The following is a 21,181-nucleotide window of genomic DNA, read 5'->3' as shown; positions in this document are numbered from 1 at the left end:
CCGCTCACCCCGCCGCCAGTTGCGCGATGCGCCGGGCGCGCGCATCGATCGGGCCGGCGGGCGGCGCGTCGCTGACGGCGGTGCCGTCCTTGTCCGCCCCGGCCGGGCCGAGGCGCGCGGCCACGGCCGCAAGGCGGTGCGCCGCGGCGTCCTCCGGCACGGACGAGAACATCAGCGCCGGCAGGAAGGCCTGCGTCTCGGCTGCGAGCGCGTCGAGCTGGGCGCGGCGCGCGGCGGGCGGGCGCTGGGAGGCGGGCTCGAACGGCAGCAGGCGCAGCTGTTCCCGCGCCCGGTCGAGTTCGCATGCCGCCAGCGCCGCCTCGTCCGTCGCGGCTTCGCGCGCGGGCGGCGCCAGGGCGGCGAGCCGCGCCAGCGCCGCGAGCGCCCGCGCGAGGTGGCGGCGCCCGTCGGCTGCCGCGCTCTTCGGCCAGATGCCGGTGAAGTACAGATACACCACGAAATTGCCGAGCAGGATGCCGACGATGCGGTCGCGCCCGGACCCCATGTCGAGGCTCGGCGCGAAGCCGTTGAGGATGGTGAGCAGGAAGGCGAGGCCGATCTGGACGCCGGCATAGGAGATGCGCTCGCTGCCCGCCGAAACCCAGGCCGCCGGCAGCACGCCGAAGAACACCAGCACCATGAGCCCGCCCACTGTGTCGAGCGCCGGGATCACGTAGAGAATGGAGAGGAAGCCGAGGCACGCCCCGATGAGGCAGCCGCCGATCCGCAGCGCCAGCTTGTGCACCGTCTCGCCCGTGGTGCCGAGCGCGGCGACGTAGCAGGTGATCATGGCGGTGTGGATGCCCTGCCAGCCGATCAGCGAATAGACCAGGTAGCAGGTGATGGCCGCGGCCGTGGTCTTGAGGGCATACTGCTGGTAGTCGGGATTGGTGAGGGCGTCCGGCGCCAGGAACGGCGGCGTCTCGGGCGCGGTCGGCGTGCCGCCGTCCGCACGCGCGAGGGCGGCAAGCTGCGCGGCGATCGCTGCGAGCGGGCCCGTCTTGGCCGCTGCGTCCTCCTGTGCCGGGGCGGGCCTGCTCCCGGCGGCGATCGCGGCAGCCGCCGCGCGGCACCGGCCCGCCAGAGCCTCCCGCGCATCGCGCGCGGCGTCGGCCGGCACCGCGGCGGCGGCCAGAAGCAGCCGGTAGCTGGTCTGCGCGGCGCCGGAAAGCCAGGTCACCGCCGCGTCCGGCGCGGTATGGAACAGGCGCGCCATCATCGCCTGCTTGGCGCTCTCCGCCGTGCCCTGCGCCACCTCCTCCGCGAGCGCCTCCCGCGCCTCCCGTTCGCCCTCCAGAACGCCCGCCGCGCGCGACAGGCGCGTCGCCACGGTGCGACGCAGCAGGGTGTGGGGACCGGTGCCCAGCACCAGGTAGAAGACGACCATCAGCGCCATGGGCATGGCCGCCATCTGCCACGCATAGAGCAGGCCGCGCGTCACCACCTCGCCCGCCGGCACCTGGTCCACCAGGGTCAGGATGAAGGCGATGACGAGGGCGATGATGGAGCCGATCTCCCCCAGTTGCGAGGCCGCGCCCAGATAGACGAAGACGAACGAGGTGCCGGCGATCACCAGGATGCGCAAGAGCGGGCTTTCGGCGGTCGCCTGGATCACCGGCGCCATGGCGAGCACCACCACGCTCGCGAGCAGGATGACGCCGAGCGCCTGCCCGACGCATTCCGCGCCGTTCGGCCGGGCCAGGAAGATCACGAGATAGCAGCCGATGGCGGCTTCCGGCACCTTGTAGAGCATGGCGACGCCGGCCACGAGCGCGCACAGCAGCGCCACGCGCCAGGCCATGGCGAGGCGCCCGGGAAACGGCAGCACGTCGCGCCACGCCTGCCGGGCGATCCCTGGCCAGGGGGAGGCGGGTCGCGCCTCCGGCGCGGCGTCAGCAGCGGGTGCCATGGTGCACCGTCGCCGTGGCGGAGGCGCCGACGCGCATCAGCTCCCCCGGCGGCTCGAACAGGCGGATGCGCACCGGAAAGCGCTGCGCCACCCGCACCCAGTCGAGCGATTTCGGCACCAGCGGCATCTTGCGCGGGATGTTGATCAGCTCCTCCGAGACCACGCCCCAGCCGATGCCTTCCACCCGCCCGCGGATGGCGCGGGTGCGGTCGGCGAGGGCATAGACGGTGGCGCAGTCGCCCACCGCGATGCCGGGAAGCTCGGTCTCCACGAAGGCGGCGGAGGCGAACCAGGCCTCGGTGCTGATGAGGGTGAACACCGACTGGCCCGGCAGCACGTATTCGCCCGGGGCGAGATTAAGGCCCACCACCTTGCCGTCAAACGGCGCGCGCACCTGCGTGTCCGCCAGCGCGCGCTCCGCCAAAGCGAGCGCGGCGCGGCGCGCCTCCACGGCGGCGCCGGCGGCCGCCGCGTCGCTCACCAGCGCCTCGGCCGCGGTTTCCTGCTCCAGCGCCTGTTTCAGGCTGATCTCGGCATCGCGCTTCGCGGTGGTGGCGTCGTCCACCTGCTGGGCGCTCACATAGCCCTTGGGCCGCATGGCCTCCAGCCGGGCGAGCGTCTGCGTCGCAAGCTCCAGGTTGGAGCGGGCGCGGCCCACCTGGGCGCGGGCGATGGCGACGTTGGAGCGCGCGGCGGTCAGGCTGCGCTCGCGGTCGGCATAGGCCGCCTCGGCGATCTTCAGGTCCGCCGCCACCTGCGCGAGCTGCAGGCGGTAGGGCACGGGATCGAGCGCCAGCAGCAGCTCGCCCTTGCGCACCGCGTCGTTCTCGCGCACGCCGAAGGCGGCGATGCGGCCCGGCACGGCGGCGGAGATGTTGACCACGTCCGCGGTGAGCACGGCATCCTGGGAGAGCGGGTTCAGTTCGGCGGTTCGCAGGTAGCGCCAGCCGAAGATCACCGCCGCCGCGACCGCGGCGATGCCGACGAGGATGGCCAGCCGCCGCTTGGAGGGGGCGTGCGCGTCGTCCGCCATGTCAGCGCCCGAAGCCGATGATTGAGACGAGGAAGCCGATGGCCGCCGCGATGCTCACATAGACCGGCAGGCGCGCCGGCATGGCGTCGTCGATGCCGGCGCGGATGAAGGCGAAGCGCAGCGCCACCGCGCCGAGGATGCCGATCAGCGCGCAGGCGAGCCAGGAGGGGAAATAGGCGCCGAAGAAGGGCAGGGAAGGCGCGCCGGCCGGCACGCAGCCCGCCAGAAGGCCGGCCGCCGCGAGAAGCCCCGCCCGCGCGGCGCGATCGCACCATGCCGCAAGGCGCACCACGGCGAATGAGCGCGGGCGCCGCGCCATCCGTTTCGCGCTTGTATATGGCGCCAGGAGAGTTCCCACGCGACGCAGCCCCAAACGATGCGGCGGAGCCAAATACAACCGATAGCCGCAGTCGCCCGCCCTCACAGCATTCTGAACTTTCTAACAGGCACCCCACGGGATTCAAACCCCCGGAGGCCGGCGCGGCCGAGTTGTCCCACCCTTGCGCGCGGGCAGTTCCCAAACGGGATATTTCCGCATCGGCCCGGGCTCTATTGCGATACCAATCGCAGGCCGGGCCCGACGACTTCACAGCTCAGCCGATCTTGCTGTGGCGGCCTTTGTTTGTATTTTCATTTCATCGTTGAGGCTGGAGCGCGATCCGATCAGATTGAACCGATTGGATCGGTGAATCGCCCGTCCCGCGACGGGCTTGGGGCGGCGGCGGACAGGAAATCGGGGAACGGCGCGGATGTGCACTTCGCTTGTCTACAAGGATGCGGCCGGCAAGGTCTATTTCGGCCGCACGCTGGAGCTGACCACCGACCTGCCGTACCAGATGGTCTATTTTCCGGTTGGGTTCTCCACGGTCTCCGAGGTGGAGGGCCATCCGACGGTCACCTATGCCGCGCGCAACGCCGTGCTCGCCGTGACCATGCCGGCCCGCATCCCGAGCGCGCAGGCGCCGGTTCAGATGTCGGACCTCAAGGTGCTGGAAGGACTCAACGACAAGGGGCTGACCTTCAGCCTGCTGTCCTATCCCACCGCCGCCGGCAAGCAGCAGGCGGTGGAGATGACGCGCGCCGTGCTCTCGGCTTCCGACCTCGGCACCTGGGTGCTCGGCCAGTTCGCGACGGTCGAGGAGGTGAGGGCGGCGCTGGACCAGATGCCGGTGATGCTGGTGCCGCTCGCCATCCTCGGCGGCGTGGTCTCCCCGTTCCACTACGTGGTGCACGATGCCGCCGGCGACGCGCTGGTGATCGAGTTCGACCAGGGCGAGATGCACGTCTACGACAACCCGGTCGGCGTCATGACCAACGGGCCGCAGTTCGGCTGGCACCTGACCAACCTCAACAACTACACCCACCTCAGCAATGTGGACCAGCCGAGCGCCACCTTCGGCGCGTTCAAGGCCATGCAGCCGGATTCCGGCATCGCCACCGCCGGCCTGCCGGGCTCGAACACGTCGGTCGGCCGGTTCGTGCGCGCCGCCTTCTACGCCCACTTCACCGAGAAGGCGGCGACGCCGGACATGGCGGTGGTCACGCTCGGCCACGTCATGAACCTGTTCGACCGGCCGCGCGGCGCCACCATCGACTATCCGAGCGCGGGCGGCGGGCACCTGGAGGTGGAGGGGCTGAAGGAGGAGCAGGGCGCGCCCTACGCCACCGAGTTCACCACCTGGACCAGCCTCGCCGACCTGGAGCGCAGGCTGTTCTTCGTGCGCACCTATGGTGCGCTCAACTACACCCGCTTCGACCTTGGCGCGCTGTCCGCCGCAAGCGCGCCGAAGGTGCTGCCGTTCCAGGCGCTGGACGGGGCCGCGCCGGACGCGACGGCGGCGCTTCTGGCGGCGAAGGCGCCGTGAGCTACCGCTGGTCCCAGCCGCCGATCTGCGGCTCGGCGGCGGACGGGGAGGGCGCGCGGGACTGCCCGTCGAGGCGCAGCGTGCGCTCCAGCAGCACCTCGTAGATCGGCCGGCCGCCCAGCCAGTCGGCGACGAAATTGGCGAACAGGCAGGTGAGGAGCACAGGCACCAGCACCGTATAGGCGCCGGTCAATTCCGCCAGCAGCACCACGCCCACCAGCGGCGCGCGGATGGTGGCGGAGAACAGCCCGCCCATGGCCGCCACCGCGAGCGCCGCCGCCGCGCCGGGCGGCAGGGGCAGCGCCAGTTCCAGGCACAGCGCGAACAGCAGGCCGAAGGCGGTGGCCATGGCCAGGATCGGCGCGAAGATGCCGCCCGGCACGCCGGTGGAATAGCTCGCCATGGTCATGGCGAAGCGGATCAGCACGATCACCGCCATGGTGGCGAGCGGCAGGTTCTCGGCCACCAGCAAGACCGCCAGCGTCTCCCCGCCCATGGTGGCCTCGGGCCGCAGCACCAGCAGCACGCCCACCGCGAAGCCCACCACCGCCGGCACCAGATAGAAGCTGGTGCGCAGCCCGATGCCGCGCGCGAGGTCCATGGACCAGACCAGGCAGCGGTTGAAGGCGACGCCGAGAAAGCCCAGCACCACGCCCAGCAGGACGAAGGCGGGCAGGAACTCGAGCGGCATGGCCGGCACGGTCATCGCCATGAAGGGCCGCGGGCCGGCGATCGCCTGGGTGACGATGCCGCTGGTGACGGACGCCAGCATCACGCCGGTATAGGTCTTCAGCCCGTAGGGGAACTGGCGCCGGGTCTCCTCGATCACGAACAGGATCGAGGCCAGCGGCGCGCTGAAGGCGGCGGCGAGGCCGGCGGCGGCGCCGGCGGCGAGCAGGCCGCGGTTCTCCCGGGTGGGCAGCTTCAGGCCCTCGGAGGCCGCCTGCGCCACCGATGCGCCCATATGGATGGTCGGCCCCTCGCGGCCGAGCACCAGACCGGAGCCGAGCGAGAGGAAGCCGCCGAAGAACTTCACCGGCAGCACGCGCCACCAGCGCACCGTCCGCAGCCCCTCCATGGCGCCCTCGATCTCCTGCACGCCGGAGCCGCCCGCCTCGGGGGCGAAGGTGCGCACCATCCAGACCGAGACCAGGACCAGGACCGCGGCGATCAGGCCGGAGAGCAGCAGGAACTGGGCCTGGTCCACCCCTGGTCCGAGGTGGTCGCGCAGCAGACCCGGCCACTGGAGCGCCCGGTCGACGCCGAGGTGCAGCGCCGTGCCGAGCACCCCGGTGATCGCGCCGACCCCGATGGCGACGAGGTAGAACAGCGCATCGCCGGCCCGGCTCTGCGGCAGCTCTGCCGGCGGGGATGGGTCCGAAGGGCTCACGTGCTATTCCCCCGGGGCGCTTCGCCGGCCCGTTGCGCGGCGCTAGTTCAGGGCCGAGGTGACGGTGCCCTCGATCCACGCCTCGGGCGTGACGCCGGCGGCGCGCGCCTTGGCGTTGATGGCGTCCACCACCGCCGGCGGGAAGGCGACGTCGAGGATGACCGCGTCGGCGCCGTCGAGGGCGAACACCGTCCGCGTGATGCGGCTCGCGAACCGCGTGACCCGGGTCGCCTTCTGCGCGTCGCTCAGGCCCGGCTGCGCGGCCACGACAGGGCAGTAGGCGGCGATCAGGGTGTCGATCACCAGCACCGGGTTGGTGCCCTCGGCCTTGAGGCTCGTGACGGCGGCATTGAGCTGGTCGACCTTGTCGAACGCGTCGCCCGTGGGCAGCAGCGCCATGATCTTGGCCGCCTGCGCCGCCTCCAAGGGCTTCGTCGGGCACTCGAACGGGCCCGCTGCAAAAGCCGGAGCGGCCGCGCCGAGCACGAGGGCGAATGCCGTGGCGGTGAGGGTGCGTGCGTGCATGGTGCCAACCTTCCCAACGCGTTAGATACGAAACATGGGCGTGCCCCGCCGATCCGGCCGGCCACGCCTGCCGGATCGATGCCAGAATAGCTAGGCGAGCGCCAGACGCGGAGGCAGGAGAATCTGCTCCGCGTCCCTGAGCCGCGCCATGTGGTCGAGTTCGTCTGCGACGCCGTCGAACAGTGCTCCGAGCGCGCCGTCCCGGCTGCCGGCCGCGGGGACGGCGGCGGCGGCGCCATCATCCGGATGGGCGGCGATCCGCGCCGCCAGCGCCCGCAGCGCCTTGGCGTCGGCCGGCGACAGCGGCACGGGAGTGGCCGAAAAAGCGGTGATCCGGTCGCAGATGCGCTCGGCGGCGGCGATCAGCGGGAACCACGCCACCGCCTCGTGGCACGCCGGCGGCGGCTCCGCCAGCGCCGCCTGGAGGTGCGCGCGCATGCCGGACAGGCGCCGATAGGCGGCGCGACGCCCCGCCGAGACCCGCGCCGGCGGCCCGCCGTCCGCGATCGCGACCAGATAGCCGGCGATGGCGCCCTTGGCCTCGTGGAAGACGTGCGACAACTGCCGCAGGTGCGTGCGCGGCCACAGGAAATAGCCGAAGACCAGCACGATGAGCCCGCCGGTCACCGTGTCGGCTATCCGCTGGATCCCGTAGTCCAGGTTCCGGGGGCCCGGCACGATGAGGTCCACCAGCACCAGCACCAAGGGCGTCAGCACCACGGCCTGGAGCGCGTAGGAGCGGCGCATCGCCCAGGGAACGAGCGCGGCGAACACGGCCATCGCCGCCACCAGCGCTAGCCCTTTCGGCAGGAACATGAGCGCCAGCGCGCCGACCGCCGCGCCCAGCACGGTTCCCGCCGAGCGCAGCACGGCCCGGGCGAAGATCGAGCCGAGGTCGGGCTTCATGACCAGGCTGACGGTCAGCGGAATCCAGAACCAGTGCGGCGCCGTGATGAACCAGTGCGCCGCGTAGGCGATGCCCATGCACAGCGCGAGCGCGGCGGCGGAGCGCACCACTTCGCGCCCAGGCATCAGCCGGTCCATGAGCGCCGACGCCGGGCGCGGAGCTTCGGGCGCGAGGCCGTCCGCCGGGCTTTCGGGATCGCCCAGCGCGGCGCAGAGGCGCGCGATGGCGCGCCCGAGCGGGGCGGCAGTGCCGCCTTGGGGAAGGACGATGGCCTCGCCATGCACCATCGCCTCGGCGGCCGCATCGAGGCGGTGGGCCGCCTGCTCCAGCGCGGCACCGTCGGCGGCGGAGAGGATCGCGGCAAAGGCGGCGTCTGCGCTGCGAAGGATGGCGGCGAGACGGTCCGTCTCGCGGTTGCGGCCGCCTGCGCGCCAGCGCGTGTCGAGCACGTAGGTTCCGAAGGCCGAGAGGCGGTCGACGGCCGCGCGCCGCGCCGCCTCGACCTCCGGGGCCGCAGTTGCCGGCGCCGCGGGCTCATGACCCAGATGGTCCTGCCGCGCCTTGGCCAGGGCGGCGAGGGAGATCAGCAGGCCGGCAATCGTCGTCCGCCGCGCCCGCGCGCCCGTCACGAAGCCCTCGATGGCGAGCGCCGTGGCATAGAAGACGGCGCCGGCGAGAAACAGCAGGGCCGCCTGCCAGAAGGAGCCGATGGCCGGCACGCCGATGGCGATGGAGGCGACAAGGAGCGCCTGCATGGCGCCGATGGAGGCCACCGCGCCGAGGCTGCTGAGGAGGCCGGCGGCGAAGGCGATCACCGTCATCGCCGCCACCACCGCCGGCCAGGGCAAGGTGCCGAGATACCCGGCCAGGAAGCCGAACGCGCCGATCAGCGTCGCGCCGAGCACCTGCCGCAGCCGCGTGTCATAGGAGCCGGCCGGCTCGCCGGCCGCGGCCATCAGCGTGCCGAGCGAAATCCAGAGGCCCGTGGTGATGGCATCGAGGGAGAGGCCCAGCGCCCAGGGCAGGCAGACGCAGGCTGCGGCGCGCAAGGCGCGGCCCCATTCCCAGGGCGCGGGCTTGAGCCGCGCCAGTTCCCGGAGCCAGGCGCCGGGACGGTCTGCGCCGGGAGCAGCCGGCGCTCCGGCCGGTTCGCGCGTGACGGTAGTCATGACCGGCTCCCGGCTTCAGAACGGACCCAGGAGCCGGCCTGCCACCCACGCGATGACGACGATGCCCAGAAGCCAGAGCCACCAGTTCTCGCGCCGGTAGAAGGCGGCGACCGCCAGCGCCGCGAGGGCGAGCAGGGCGATGATGTCGATGGCTTTCACGTAGTCGGTGAGGAGCTGAGCTGCGTTCATTTTTGTTCGACTCCATTTTTGACGCGCTGTTGCGAAAGCCCCTAATCCATTCGCGCCAGCGTTGGATCGGGCAGTGTCTTTTCATTTGCCGCGCCCAGGCAGGAGGGGAGGCGTAGTGGCTACCGGGCGTCGATCCGGTAGTTGAAGAAGCCCCACGTCACCCGGCGCGGATCGGTGTTCATGCCCAATTCCTCGGGCGACTTCGGATCCTTGAACGTGACGCTGAGGTCGATATGGTCGACGCAGCGCTCCAGCGGCAGCGAGAGGTCTATCCTCTGCTGTCCCATCCGATCGAGATCAAGTTTCGCCGATCCGCCGCCGCGCACGCTCAGCTCTGCGGTGTCGACAGCGTAGCCCTTGAAGCCGAACGGCACGATCTCGGCGCTGAACCGGACCTCCTTACAGGCCTCCTTGGGCAGCCGCCCGAAGAAGGTGGTCACAGGTCCCTCCGCCCAGCGGAAAACTGGATATCGCACCGACCAGCCTGTGCCAAGGAAGGCGGCACCGTCGCCGCTCGGGTTGAGGTCGACTCCCAAAGGCAGGGGCGCCGGCGCGGCCAGATCCCGTCCGAAAGCGGCCAGCTTCGCGTCGAGCGGCGCCCGGGCGCAGAAATAGGCGTAGCGGCCCTCGCGGCACCGCACGTCTTCCCCCATGCCATAGGCGATCGCAGACGGCCCGACGGAACTCTTCAGCGCCACCAGCAGAGCGCGGGGATTGCTCAAGCCACGAAAGGGATCGGCCGCGAAGCTGGCGGCAAGCTCGCCGCAGGTCATGCCACCCCGATTGAGATAAGCACCATCGAACGGCCGACCTGCCCAGGCTGCCATATGCTGGACCTGGAGGGTCATTTCGAGTTCTTGGTTGATGCCGCATAGGGCTCCCGGAACGAAAAGCAGGACGCTGCGCGATCCGATCAGGTCGGTGGTGAGTTCGGGATCGGCCGGGAGCCGCTGCGTGTCTCGCACCGTGTTGGCGTACGTGAGCCGGAACATCGGCCGGATATCGATGGCCTGGACCATCACGGCGCCGATCAGAAGCGGGGTCGCGTAGCGCGGGCCGAGACGCCGATACAGGATGACGACCGCGCAGACCACCAAGACGAAGCCGACTGGCCAGAAGAAGCGTCCGCTCGACCGGAACGTGGAGGTGATTCGATCAAGGATAGGCAAAGAAGCGTAGTTGATGTCCAAAATCTTATATGGGCCGAAATAGATCTTGCTGGACGCCGCATAGATCAACAGGCCGACCAGGACGCAGGCCAGGAAGGGGCGTCGGCCGATGAGCCGACGGTACGCGCCGGGCTGCAAGGCCGCAGAGAGCGCAATCAGCGCCAGGGCGCCGAGGCCCAGATAGTTGAATCCCTCGTAGTGGCCGCCGATCGGATCAAGGAACCCCTTGCCGAACGAGAGCAGGCTGTACTGCGGCCAGATCGGCGAGGCGAGATTCATCGCGAATTGGCCGAAGCCTTCGGTCACCGGAAGCGAGATTCCTTGCCCCACCAAGCCGAAGGCGGCAGCAACAAAAACCGACACGAATACGGTAGTCGTGAGCGCAAGGAGAACCGCTTTGAGGGGCATCCGCTCGATTCGCCAGGCATCCAGAACCCCCGCCACGAACAGGGCGGCACACATGACGAAGAGGTAGGCGTTGATTGCGATGACCAACGGAAGGACTGCGGCCAGGATCACGACTTCCGTCCGGCCCGAGATCGACGTGAGTCGGATATAGGCGTAAATGAACGCGACGATGACGAATTGCCCGATCAGTCCGATATGGACGTGGCGCCAGATGAATTCCGGCAACAGGATCAGCAGCGTCGACCCCGCCAGGGCTGCGACTGTGTTTAGCTTCAAGATGCGGAAGACCAGGTAGCCAAACAGGCCCATAAGAATGTAGCTTAGGAATATCCAGAGGCCGAAATATGGGTATAATATACCCGTTTCCTTGAAAATTAGCTTGCCGATCAGTGCCATCAATGGCACTGAATCGGTATAATAGATATTCCCGCCTGCGGGATAGTTTATAAGCTCGGTCTGCAGAACCGGCCAGCGCCAGGCGTCGTGGGCGAGCGCATAGTAACCGATCAGAGATGCTGAATTGTCGCCGCTGATTTGATTCCAGTACTGTGCTGAGCCAAGCAATATGCCCGGGTCGAAGATCGCGAACGCGATGGCCGCCCCAATCGCTCCGGCGAACAGAGGGCCGAGAACTTTCGAAACCGTCATCCAATGGTGCGGACGGCGAGAATGAGGCGTGTCGCGTTGTCCGCGCGCGCGCGTGATCTCCGTCATTGGCCGGAGACTTTCCGGGCCAGGTCGGTCCGGCTACTTGTCGCCAGAATCTCCTTCAGGCGCTGGGCGCTCTCGGCCCAGGTCAGCCACGGCATCTGCGATGATTTCGGGTGACGATCGGCGCGGAACGCGGCGAGCCAAGCCTCGATCGCCGTGGCGAGCGCCGGGCCGTCATGGCCGCTGAAGTAGGTGGCGCAGCCTCCGGCCACCTCGCGGAACACGGGAATGTCGCGGGCGATGATGGGAATGCCATGCCGGGCGGCCTCGATCAGCGGCAGGCCGAACCCCTCGTCGAGCGAGGCGGCGATCAGGCAGTCCGCCTCCTGGTAGATGCGGTCGAGGAACTCGTCGCTGGTGTCCTGGAGCCAGAACAGGCGCTTGCCCAGTTCCGGGTGGTGGCGCAACCGGTCCATGAGTTCCGGCAGGCTCTGCGCGTCCTCCTGCGGAACGCCGCGCCAGCCTTCCTTGCCGACGAAGATGAGCTTCGCCTGGCTGCCCTCGGCCCACAGGATCTCGAACGCATGCAGCGCCTGGAGATGGCCCTTCCTGGGCTCCAGGGTGCCGACCATGAGGAAGCTGTCGTTGGCCTGCATCATGGCCAGGAAGGCGTCCGCGTCGTCCGGCATGCCGCGTGTCGGATGGGAGGCATCGATGTCCGCCCCCAGCGTCCAGGGGTGGATCGCCGGCAATTGCTCGGGATGCGCCGCATGGGCTTCCAGCCACGCCTTCGTCTCGTTCGCCACCGAGGTCGAGATGCACACGAGATCGTCGGCGATCTCGCTCAAGGTCAGCATCCACGCTCGGTGCGTCGGCTCGGCGTATGGCGGGAAACAGTTGGGGAGCGTCAGCGGCAGGATGTCGTAGACGATGAAGCTGATCCGAACCCCGCGCTGGCGCCATTCCCCAAACAAGCCGGCACGGGCGGCGTGCGCGATGCCGTCGGTGTGGAAGTCAGCCCCCAGGAAGATGTCCCCCGCCGCAACCTCGGCCGGCTCGTCGATGAGCACGTCCCAGGTTCCGGTGAAGATCTGCTCTGTGTAGTGCCGCGCCAGATGGTATTGCCAGCGGCCGGTGACATCGCTCAGGCGGACCGGCTCGATGCGATAGCCGGCGGGCGGTGCCTTGAGAAGTTCGAGCAGAAGTCCGCGAACCACCCTTTGGATGCCCGACCTCAGGTCGTTCCTCGCCAGCACCGAGACATCGACAAACAGCCTGTGGCAGGGTCGTGGCAACCGACCCTGGCGACACAGCCGTTCGGCGACGCGGCGGATCGACTCGTCGTCGTCTTCGCCGTCCGCCACCATCCGCCGAGCGAGGTCCACCAGCGCCGGCATGCTGTGCAGCGTGGGCGCAGCAGCGGCCGACGTCTCGATCGCCTCGCCATACTTCTTTGCGATCTCGGCGGCGCTGTGGTTCTTCGATACGTGCGCGGCCGCGCGCCTGCCAAGATCGCGGCGCAGATCCGAATTCGTGCATAGTTCGGTCAGCGCATCGATCAACTCGGACGTGTCGAACGCATCCGCGATCTGAACGACGCAATCGGTGGGAAGCTCAGCCATCGAGCCGTTCGCATTGACGATCGTCGCCAGCCCGTAGGCCAGGCAATCGAGCGCCGCGGCAGAGGTTTCGCCGCGCGAACTGCCACGCAGTTGGACGCCGATGTCGGCCGCCCGCAGGTAGTGGTGGTAGTCGTCGCCCTTGACGAATCCCGTAGCTCGGATTCGGCCGCCTGCATTCGCCCGTTCGATCGTTCGATGCATCTCGTCGCCGTAGGCATCCCGTGGCATGTGGCCGACAAAGATGAGATGACACCGCGGGTCGTGGGCGAGGTCCGACTGGAGCCAGGCATCGAGCAGGCGGTGGCTCAGCTTGCTGTGCTGGATGAAGCCGAAGGAGCAGACAAGGATGTCGTCGTCCGAGAACCCCAGTATCCGGCGTACTTCCTGCTTGATCGCCGTCGATGCAGGAAAGCGAACCAGCGGAATGATGTTCCAGGGTGTCGTGTCATACTCCGGGTAGAACTGAGCAGCCAGGTCGCGGGCAAAGGTGTTATGTAAAATAACTCCCTGAGCCTGGGAAAGTACTGAAAAATTGGCCGGGTATTTTTCGCTTGTATCCCGTGCATCCTGGGAGAGTCGATCCAGAACAGCTGAATAACCATGCGATGTCAAAAGCGCTTGAGTAAGAGAATTATGTGGTTCGTAATTGTTTTCTATATAATTCAATATGTCTGTAAGATAAAAATCATGAAGAACAACAACGCCCGGAATTTGTTCCAGAAGGTTGAACATGTGCGTGTGAAACGGCGAGTTGCCGAAATGGTAGAGCACGCGGTCGTAGCTGGCCGCATGCGCCGCGAACCACGCAGGCGTGCGGACCGCGCAGTGCGAGCGCACCCATTCGTCGGATACGGCCTCCTGGTCCACGACCACATCGATGTCATAGTAGCGCGTGAGTTCCGGCAGGATCTGGGCGCTGTAGTCGGCGATCCCGGTGCGCTCGGGCGGCAGCGGCGCGACAAAGGCAAGCCGCGGCTTCGAGCCGGTAGGGCGATCGTCCGAGCGGATCGAACGGCGCAAGCTGTCCAGTGCATGGGCGAGACGCCGTGTCGCGAGGCGTTCGCCGACGCTCTGAAGGAGGCCATGCGGCGCGGCGCGCGCTGGAGCGGCCGGAAGGTCCGGGGCGAGAGCCCGCGCGCGCGGCGGCCGGATGCTGTCGCGCAGATCGCGGATCGGCCGCGTGATCAGGCGGTCGACCCGGCGCAACCCGGCCCGGAGCGGCGCCTCGCGCCTGAAAGCGTCCTTGATCTTCCACTTCAACGCACGGCGCGCTTTGCGCGCGCGCGTCAGCAGCTTCAGTAGCGGCAGGCTCGCGAGTTCCTCGTGGCGGAGACGCAACGTGAGGAAGTCGGAATCCAGTCCGTGCTGGGACTGCTGCACGGCGTGCAGTTCGGCGGCGATACGGTCGTTGACGCTTTCAAGACCGCGATCGATCCGCTCCCTCAGACGGTCGTCGGAGATACGAAGGCCGGCGATGCCGGCGGTGAGCTTCTCGTTCCCCAAGAGCCGATCGGCCAGCGCCGCGACCTGTGTGCGCCACTGGTCGCTCGCCTCGCGTGCGGCCGCGAGATCGGCCTCTAACTTCGCCTTCGCCGACTGAAGGTCCGCGATCTCGGACGCCAGGCTCCGGTTCGCGTCCGAGAGCGCCGCGGTGGTGTCCTTGAGCGCAGCCGTTTCGGCCTTGAGCAGGTCGACGCCCGCGGCCAGATCCTCGGTCCGCGCGACGGCCTTGTGAAGGGCGCCGATCTCCCGCGCAAGCCGGCCGAGGTCCGCGGGGGAGGGCTCGGTGTGGGCCGCAACGAAGCGCGGGACCGCCTCGGCAGCCCTGCCGTCTCCGCCCGGCTTGCTGGCGATCACGCTGTAGTCGGGAGAATCTCCGAAAAGACCCAGCAATGCGGAGCCGGTCGGCTCCTTTTCGAGCCGGCTCGTCTGGCTGTTGAGGCGCAGGATTGCGACGCCTTGCAGGTGGGCCGACTGCACGAGGAACGTCAGCAGGTGCGGCGGCAGCGGCGCCACGTGGGTCGGGTCCATGTGGAACGACCAGGAGGCCACCGTCAGGTTTTCCGGATTGGGCGTCTCCAGGATGACGACGCCGCCCGGCACCAGCACGCGCTCGATCTCCGCCAGAAGGTCGGCCAGGTCCGCCCGCGTGAGGTGCTCCACCACGTGGAAGGCGGTGACGAGCGCAAACGAGGAGGCGGCGCAACCCCGCAGAAAAGCGGCGGCCTCCGCGGCCACCACGGGAAGGCCCTCCGCGGCGGCCTCTTCGAGCATGGACGGGTTGGCATCCACGCCCGTGGCGGACCATCCGCTTTCGACCAGCAGCCGCAGCCATTCGCCCCGGCCGCAGCCGATGTCGAGCGCCGTGCGTCCGGCCTCGCCGTGCCCGATATCCTCAAGGAGCGGGAGATAGGTGCTCAGGCGCGCGCGGATAAGCTCGGCGCTGCCGCGGTACTTGTCCTCGAAGGTCCGGTAGTGGTCCATGAACCACTTGGAATGTGTCATCAAATGCCCGATCTTTGAAGACGGCCACGATTCCGCCAAAGTCTAGCATCTGCTCGTAGCAGAATTAGGTAATCTGATACAATGGCTTGTTTCATGGCTTCGCGGCGCACCCGGGCCGTCTGCGCAGGCCGTGCCGTCCCGCAGGGTGCTCACGCCATGATCGAGAGGCCGCCGTCCACATAGACGGTCATGCCGGTGAGCCGGCGGGCGAAGGGGGTGGCGAGAAAGGCTGTCGTCAGGCCCACGTCGTCGATGTCCACAAGCTCGCCGATGGGCGCGCGCTGGGTCGCCTCGGCGAGCAGCACGTCGAAATCCTTCAGCCCCGAGGCGGCCCGCGTCTTCAGCGGCCCAGGCGAGACCGCATGGACGCGGATGTCCTTCGGCCCCAGCTCGAAGGCGAGATAGCGCACCGCACTCTCCAGCGCCGCCTTCACCGGTCCCATGAGGTTGTAGTTCGGCACCACCTTGTCGGCGCCGTGATAGCTCATGGCGACGAGCGTGCCGCCGCCGCCCATCAGCGGCTCGGCGAGGCGCGCCATGCGGATGAAGGAGTGGCAGGAGACGTCCATGGCCACGGCGAAGCCCTCGGGGGAGGAATCGACGAGGCGCCCCTGGAGGTCCGCCTTCGGCGCGAACGCGATGGAGTGGAGCGCGATGTCGAGCCCGCCCCACTCCTGCGCGATGCGGGCGAACACCGCCTCCAGCTCGCCCGGCCGGCTCACGTCGCAGGGCGCGACGATGGCGGCTCCCAGGTCGTGGGCCAGCGGCTCCACATGGGGCCGCGCCTTCTCGTTGAGATAGGTCACGGCCAGCTCCGCGCCGAGCCGGCGGAAGATGCGCGCGCAGCCATAGGCGATGGAATCGGCGTTGGCGATGCCAAGCACCAACGCGCGCTTGCCCTTCAGCGCGGTTCCCAGGACGCTGAGGCCGGGGTCGGCGAGCGCGGCGTCCGTCATCCCGCGCGCTCCGCCGCCAGGGTGGGGAATGCCGTGATGGTGGCAGATCGCGGCGCGTCCGCCGCTACCAGCCGGTCGCGCACCTCGCCGCCGAACGCGGCCACGGGGTCGCCGAAGGCGATGTGGGCGCCCAGCCGGTCGAGCAGATCGATGATGCGAGCCCGCTCTTGCGGCGTCTTCAGCAGCGACGGCAGCGTATCCAGCGCGAGATCGGGCGCGTGGTCGACGATCAGCGCCTGGCGCCGCACGATGGCCTGGGCGGCATCGGCGGACAAAGCGACGAGCCCCACGTCCTCGCCCACCAATTCGCGGATCCGCTTCAGGGTGGAGAGCCGGCGCTCGCCATTGCCGCGCTTCTGCGCGAGGAGTGCGATACGCACCGCCGCGTCGGCGAAGCCGCCGTCGCGCACCGCTGCCAGGGCGGCCTCCACTTCGGCGGGGGGCTGCTCCACCAGCGCGGGGGCCACCGGCGCGGTGAGGTCGGGGTCCAGCATGGCGAAGGTGCCGTAGAGGCGGAAGAATTCCGTCTCTACCGTCGCATCGCGCAGCCGGCGGTAGAGGTCCCATCCCGCCGTGACGGCGGCCGCGGCGAAGCGCTCCGCCGCCACATGCGCGCCTGCCTCGTTGCGCGGCGTGCGCTGGCTGCGGGCGAAGTCGGCCATCGGCGCCAGCGCCTTCAGCGCGGGGTTGAGGTCGGACAGGCCCCAGCGCGCCATCCTGAGCGGATGCACCGCGCGCAGCGCCCGGCCCATCTCGGGCGTGATGACGGCGGACAGCAGCGGATGCACGAACGTCTCGTAGACGCGGGAGGTGGACTGCGAGACGTTGGCGACCACCTCGAACGGGATCTCGTCCCTGCGCCCGTACTTCTGGAGCCAGTCGATGTCCTCGACCCGCCGCTCGGTGAGGGTCACGTCGTATTTCGGCTCCGGGCCCGAGTGGTCTTCCTCGATGGTCATGCCGTAGAGGCCCGGCGGCAGGCTCTCCACATAGTCGATCAGGTCGACGATCTGGGCATGCTCGCGCCGCGCGATGGCGCCCGAGACGAAGATCCCCAGGTGGCCGACGCTGTCGTGCATCAGGCCCACGATCACCTGGCCAGCATCCTTCAGCGCCTGCGTCGTGGGATAGATGTCGGCCACCCAGTTGATGGCCTGCTGGGGCGGGGTGATGTTGTCGCCGAGCGAGGCGAAGACGATGATGGGTGAGCGCACCGCCTTGAGGTCGAACGACTTGCCCGGCGCCCATTCCGCCTTGCCGGCGGCGAGCTTGTTGCCGACGAACAGGTTCTCGACGATCCACTTGATCTCGGCTCGGTTCATCAGGAAGTAGCCGCCCCACCAGCGCTCGAACTCCAGGAAGCGCGGCGGCTCGGTGTCGATCTTCTCGTACAGCGAGTAGTACTTGGTGAAATAGGTATTGGCCGGGTTCAGGTACTCGAAATTGTCCACCAGAAAGGCGCCGTCGAACACGCCGCCGCCGAGGTCGCTGGCGAGCAGCGCGGTCCAGGAGCCGCCGAGCACGCCGCCGGCATAGCGCATGGGGTTCTCGGCGTCGTTGCCCGCCCAGTAGGACATGGGCGCGCCGTTGACCACGACCGGCCCCACATTCTCCGGATCGAGCGCGGCCACCATCATCGCCGCCCAGCCGCCCTGGCAGTTGCCCATCACCACCGGCTTGTCTGTCGCTGGATGGCGGGCGCGCACGATGCGCAGGAATTCGGATTCGGCCAGCGACACGTCGGCGAGCGTCTGCCCCGGCACCGGCTCGGGGAAGAAGATCACCATGTAGACCGCATGGCCCGCCTTCAGCGCGAAGCCGACCTCGGAATCCTTCTTGAAGCCGCCGATGCCCGGCCCATGGCCGGCGCGCGGATCGATGATGAGGAAGGGCCGCTGCTGCGGGTCGAGCACCACCCCCTCCGGCGGCAGGATGCGCACGAGGGCGTAGTTGCACGGCCGCTCGAAGGCGCGCGCATCGGCGATCATCTCGTAGTCGAACGCGAGCAGCGGCGGCTTGCCGGCCTTCTCGTGGGCGATCCAGTTGTTGCCGCGCTGGCGCATCGTGTCCCAGAAGATCAGCCCGCGCTGCATGGCGTCGAAGGTGTAGGAGACGGTGTCGCGCCACGCCTCCTCGGGCGTCTGCGGCCGCGCCGCCCCAGCGAAGGCGCCGGCCGCGCCGCGCATCGCCTCGCCATAGGCGGAGATCGCCTCGCCGAGCCGCAGCCGGTAGATTTCGGCAACCCGTCCGTAGACCTTCATCATGTCCAGGGGATGCATGGGTGGTCTCCTCAGCCGGCCGCGACCGACGCGTCGGCGGCGAGCACGGCGCGCATCTCGCGCACGATCATCCACTCTTCGTCGGTGGGGATCACGTAGGCCTGCGGGCCATTCCCCTTCGTGATGCGCTGTGCGCCGGCGCGGTTCGCCTCCAGGTCCAGCTCGAAGCCGGCCCAGCGCGCCGCCGCGATCACCTCGGCGCGGGTCGCGGGGTCGTTCTCGCCGATGCCGGCGGTGAAGACGAGGCCGTCGATGCCGCCCAGCGTCGCGACCTGCGCGCCCAGCTCCTGGTTGATGCGGTAGACGAACATGTCGATGGCGCGCTGCGCGCTCGGCTGCGCCTCCGCCTTCTCGCGCAGCTCGCGCATGTCGCTGGAGATGCCGGAGACCCCGGCGAGGCCGCATTTGGTGTAGAGGAACATCTCGGCTTCGGACGCGCTCATGCCCAGCTCGCGCTGGAGATAGAAGACGACGGCCGGGTCGATGGTGCCGCTGCGCGTCCCCATCATCAGCCCGTCGAGCGCGGAAAAGCCCATGGTGTTGGCGATGCTGCGCCCGGCCTCCATGGCGCACAGGCTGGCGCCGCTGCCGAGATGGGCCGCCACCACCCGCCCGCGCGCCAGGCGTTCGCCGACCTTCGGGAACTGGGTGGCAAGGTAGGCATAGGACAGGCCGTGGAAGCCGTAGCGGCGCACCCCGGCGTCGCTGAGCGACATCGGGATCGCGAACAGCTGGGCCATTTCGGGCTGGGTGCGATGGAAGGCGGTGTCGAAGGCTGCCACCTGCGGCAGGCCGGGCACGCGCCGGGCGATGATGCGGATCGGCTCCAGGCTGCGCGGCTGGTGCAGCGGGGCGAGCGGCGAGAGCGTGTCCAGCTCGGCGATGATCTGCGGCGTGAGCCGCACCGCATGGGCATAGTGCGCCCCGCCATGCACGACGCGGTGGCCGACGGCGGCGAGCTGGTGCCCGCCGCGATGCGCCGAGAGCCAGTCGGACAGGTGCGCCAGCGCCTCCTCGAAGCCGAAGGTGCCGTCGCCGGGCCAGCGCTGGTCGCCGACCGCCTCGCCCGCATGGTCCTTCACCTTGAAGTGCGGCTCTGAGCCGAGCCCCTCGAACAGGCCGCGATAGAGCCGGTTGGGCACGTCGGCGCCGTCGTCCAGGAACACCTGGAACTTGAGCGAGGACGAGCCGGCGTTCAGGACGAGCTGGACCTGCGCCATGGTCAGACCTCCGTCGCCTTGGCCGCGGCCCGGTGCGCCTCGGCCATGAACGAAGCCACCGCGCACGAGGCGAGCCGCGTGGTCTTCGTGTCCGCCCGGCTGGTGAGGATGATCGGCACCCGCGCCCCGAGCACGATGCCCGCCGCGTCCGCCCCGGCGAGGAAGGAGAGGCTCTTGGCCAGCATGTTGCCCGCCTCCAGGTCCGGCACCACCAGGATGTTGGCGCGTCCCGCCACGGGCGACCTGATGTGCTTGATCTGCGCCGAGCCGAGATCGATGGCGTTGTCGAGCGCCAGCGGGCCGTCGACGATGCCGCCGGTGATCTGGCCGCGGTCGGCCATCTTGCACAGCGCCGCCGCCTCGATGGTGGAAGGCACGCTCGGGTTCACCGTCTCCATGGCCGAGAGGATCGCCACGCGCGCCTCCTCGAAGCGCAGGGCATGCGCCAGCTCGATGGCGTTCTGGACGATGTGGCACTTGTCTTCGAGCGAGGGGGCGATGTTGATGGCCGCGTCGGTGATGATCAGGGCTTCGGGATGGGACGGCACGTCCATCACGAAGCAGTGGCTGATGCGCCGCGCGGTGCGCAGGCCGGTGTCGCGCGCCACCACGGCGCCCATCAGTTCGTCGGTGTGCAGGCTCCCCTTCATCAGCGCATCGGCCTCGCCGGAGCGCACCAGCGCGACCGCCTTCTCCGCCGCGTCATGGCTGTGCGCCGCGTTCACCTGGCGCACCGCTGAGATGTCGAGCTTCGCGGCAGCGGCCGCGGCGGCGATCTTGGCCGGCGGGCCCACCAGGATCGGCATGATGAGGCCGAGTTCCGCCGCTTCCAGCGCCGCGCCGAGCGAGACCGCGTCACAGGGGTGCGCCACCGCGACGGTCAGCTTCGGCAGGCTCCGGGCGGCTGCGATCAAAGCGTCGTATTTGGCATGGCGTCCGGCGGCGGCTTCGGCTGCGTTCGCGATGGGCATCCGTTTCCCTCATCCGTCTGGCCGGGCGCGCCGGCATGCGAGCGTCCACGCGGGCACAGCGGTGCCCGAGCACCAATTCCCAGCAGCGGATCGCCCTGCTCGCCCGCTTCTATGCGCAGCTGGGGCCGGCCCTCCATGACGCGCATCAATCCCGGCGCGAATAGGCCGCGCGCCGCAGTTGCGGGAAATCGTACGCCGATTGCCGGCGAACCGGCACATGATAGGACTTAAGCAGGCGTGCGATTGCGCTCGATGCACGCGATGGGAGGCGATCATGCTGAACGCTGAGCTTGAGGCGCGCAGGCGGCAGGCGGTTTCGCGCGCGGTCGGGGTCACCACCGAGATCTACGCCGCCCGCGCCGAGAATGCCGAGATCTGGGACGCGGAAGGGCGCCGCTACATCGATTTCGCCG

At 69.2% G+C, this 21,181-nt stretch carries 14 protein-coding genes and 1 pseudogene; 2 read left to right on the top strand and 13 right to left on the bottom strand.

The annotated features are described in order from the left end of the window. Positions 1 to 4: 4 nt before the first annotated feature. Genes D9R14_RS18675 through D9R14_RS18665 form a run of 3 tightly spaced genes read right to left on the bottom strand, consistent with a single transcriptional unit; the run spans position 5 to position 3,261 of the window. Entirely contained in the window at positions 5 to 1,909 is a 1,905-nt protein-coding gene (locus tag D9R14_RS18675) for an FUSC family protein (RefSeq protein WP_121624866.1), read from the bottom strand. Further along, on the bottom strand, positions 1,893 to 2,942 hold the full coding sequence (gene mdtN, locus D9R14_RS18670) for a multidrug transporter subunit MdtN (protein WP_121624865.1): 1,050 nt from the start codon (positions 2,940 to 2,942) through the stop codon (positions 1,893 to 1,895). Before mdtN ends, D9R14_RS18675 begins: the two co-directional genes overlap by 17 nt. A 1-nt stretch (position 2,943) precedes the next feature. Next, on the bottom strand, positions 2,944 to 3,261 hold the full coding sequence (locus D9R14_RS18665) for a YtcA family lipoprotein (RefSeq protein WP_121624864.1): 318 nt from the start codon (positions 3,259 to 3,261) through the stop codon (positions 2,944 to 2,946). A gap of 430 nt (positions 3,262 to 3,691) precedes the next feature. On the opposite strand from D9R14_RS18665, the gene D9R14_RS18660 reads away from it, so the two are divergent. Next, on the top strand, positions 3,692 to 4,807 hold the full coding sequence (locus D9R14_RS18660) for a linear amide C-N hydrolase (RefSeq protein ID WP_121624863.1): 1,116 nt from the start codon (positions 3,692 to 3,694) through the stop codon (positions 4,805 to 4,807). A 1-nt stretch (position 4,808) separates the two neighbouring features. On the opposite strand, the gene clcA is transcribed toward D9R14_RS18660, so the two are convergent. The 10 genes from clcA to D9R14_RS18615 all read right to left on the bottom strand — a co-directional run bounded on the left by clcA (position 4,809) and on the right by D9R14_RS18615 (position 20,768). Beyond that, the gene (gene clcA, locus D9R14_RS18655; RefSeq protein ID WP_245420884.1) at positions 4,809 to 6,197 is read right to left on the bottom strand and encodes a H(+)/Cl(-) exchange transporter ClcA; all 1,389 of its coding nucleotides are present in this window, start codon (positions 6,195 to 6,197) and stop codon (positions 4,809 to 4,811) included. 42 nt (positions 6,198 to 6,239) lie between these two features. Continuing rightward, positions 6,240 to 6,722: a hypothetical protein gene (locus D9R14_RS18650; protein WP_121624862.1), complete on the bottom strand. Its 483-nt coding sequence runs from the start codon at positions 6,720 to 6,722 to the stop codon at positions 6,240 to 6,242. Positions 6,723 to 6,812: 90 nt separating this feature from the next. Next, the gene (locus D9R14_RS18645; protein ID WP_121624861.1) at positions 6,813 to 8,798 is read right to left on the bottom strand and encodes an FUSC family protein; all 1,986 of its coding nucleotides are present in this window, start codon (positions 8,796 to 8,798) and stop codon (positions 6,813 to 6,815) included. A gap of 15 nt (positions 8,799 to 8,813) precedes the next feature. Further along, positions 8,814 to 8,987: a hypothetical protein gene (locus tag D9R14_RS23190; protein WP_170168680.1), complete on the bottom strand. Its 174-nt coding sequence runs from the start codon at positions 8,985 to 8,987 to the stop codon at positions 8,814 to 8,816. A gap of 119 nt (positions 8,988 to 9,106) precedes the next feature. Further along, positions 9,107 to 11,278, bottom strand: coding sequence for a DUF6311 domain-containing protein (locus D9R14_RS18640; protein ID WP_147453063.1), 2,172 nt, complete (start codon positions 11,276 to 11,278; stop codon positions 9,107 to 9,109). Next, complete coding sequence (locus tag D9R14_RS18635) at positions 11,275 to 15,321, bottom strand: glycosyltransferase (RefSeq protein ID WP_170168679.1); 4,047 nt, start codon at positions 15,319 to 15,321, stop codon at positions 11,275 to 11,277. The genes D9R14_RS18640 and D9R14_RS18635 overlap by 4 nt, the downstream gene beginning before the upstream one ends. Before the next feature lie 170 nt (positions 15,322 to 15,491). Next, positions 15,492 to 16,298, bottom strand: coding sequence for an enoyl-ACP reductase FabI (gene fabI / locus D9R14_RS18630; protein WP_121624858.1), 807 nt, complete (start codon positions 16,296 to 16,298; stop codon positions 15,492 to 15,494). Further along, complete coding sequence (locus D9R14_RS18625) at positions 16,295 to 18,577, bottom strand: DUF3141 domain-containing protein (RefSeq protein ID WP_121624857.1); 2,283 nt, start codon at positions 18,575 to 18,577, stop codon at positions 16,295 to 16,297. Before D9R14_RS18625 ends, fabI begins: the two co-directional genes overlap by 4 nt. Before the next feature lie 11 nt (positions 18,578 to 18,588). After that, entirely contained in the window at positions 18,589 to 19,797 is a 1,209-nt protein-coding gene (locus tag D9R14_RS18620; RefSeq protein WP_121624856.1) for an acetate/propionate family kinase, read from the bottom strand. A 2-nt stretch (positions 19,798 to 19,799) separates the two neighbouring features. After that, positions 19,800 to 20,768, bottom strand: a complete 969-nt coding sequence (locus D9R14_RS18615; RefSeq protein ID WP_121624855.1) for a phosphate acetyltransferase — start codon at positions 20,766 to 20,768, stop codon at positions 19,800 to 19,802. Positions 20,769 to 21,042: 274 nt separating this feature from the next. On the opposite strand from D9R14_RS18615, the pseudogene D9R14_RS23435 reads away from it, so the two are divergent. After that, positions 21,043 to 21,181: pseudogene (locus D9R14_RS23435) on the top strand (4-aminobutyrate--2-oxoglutarate transaminase); the annotation flags it as partial.

The organism is Xanthobacter tagetidis, from assembly GCF_003667445.1.
Classification (GTDB): domain Bacteria; phylum Pseudomonadota; class Alphaproteobacteria; order Rhizobiales; family Xanthobacteraceae; genus Xanthobacter; species Xanthobacter tagetidis.
The sequence above is the reverse complement of the archived record's forward strand: the minus strand, read 5'-3'. Positions and strand labels throughout refer to the sequence as shown.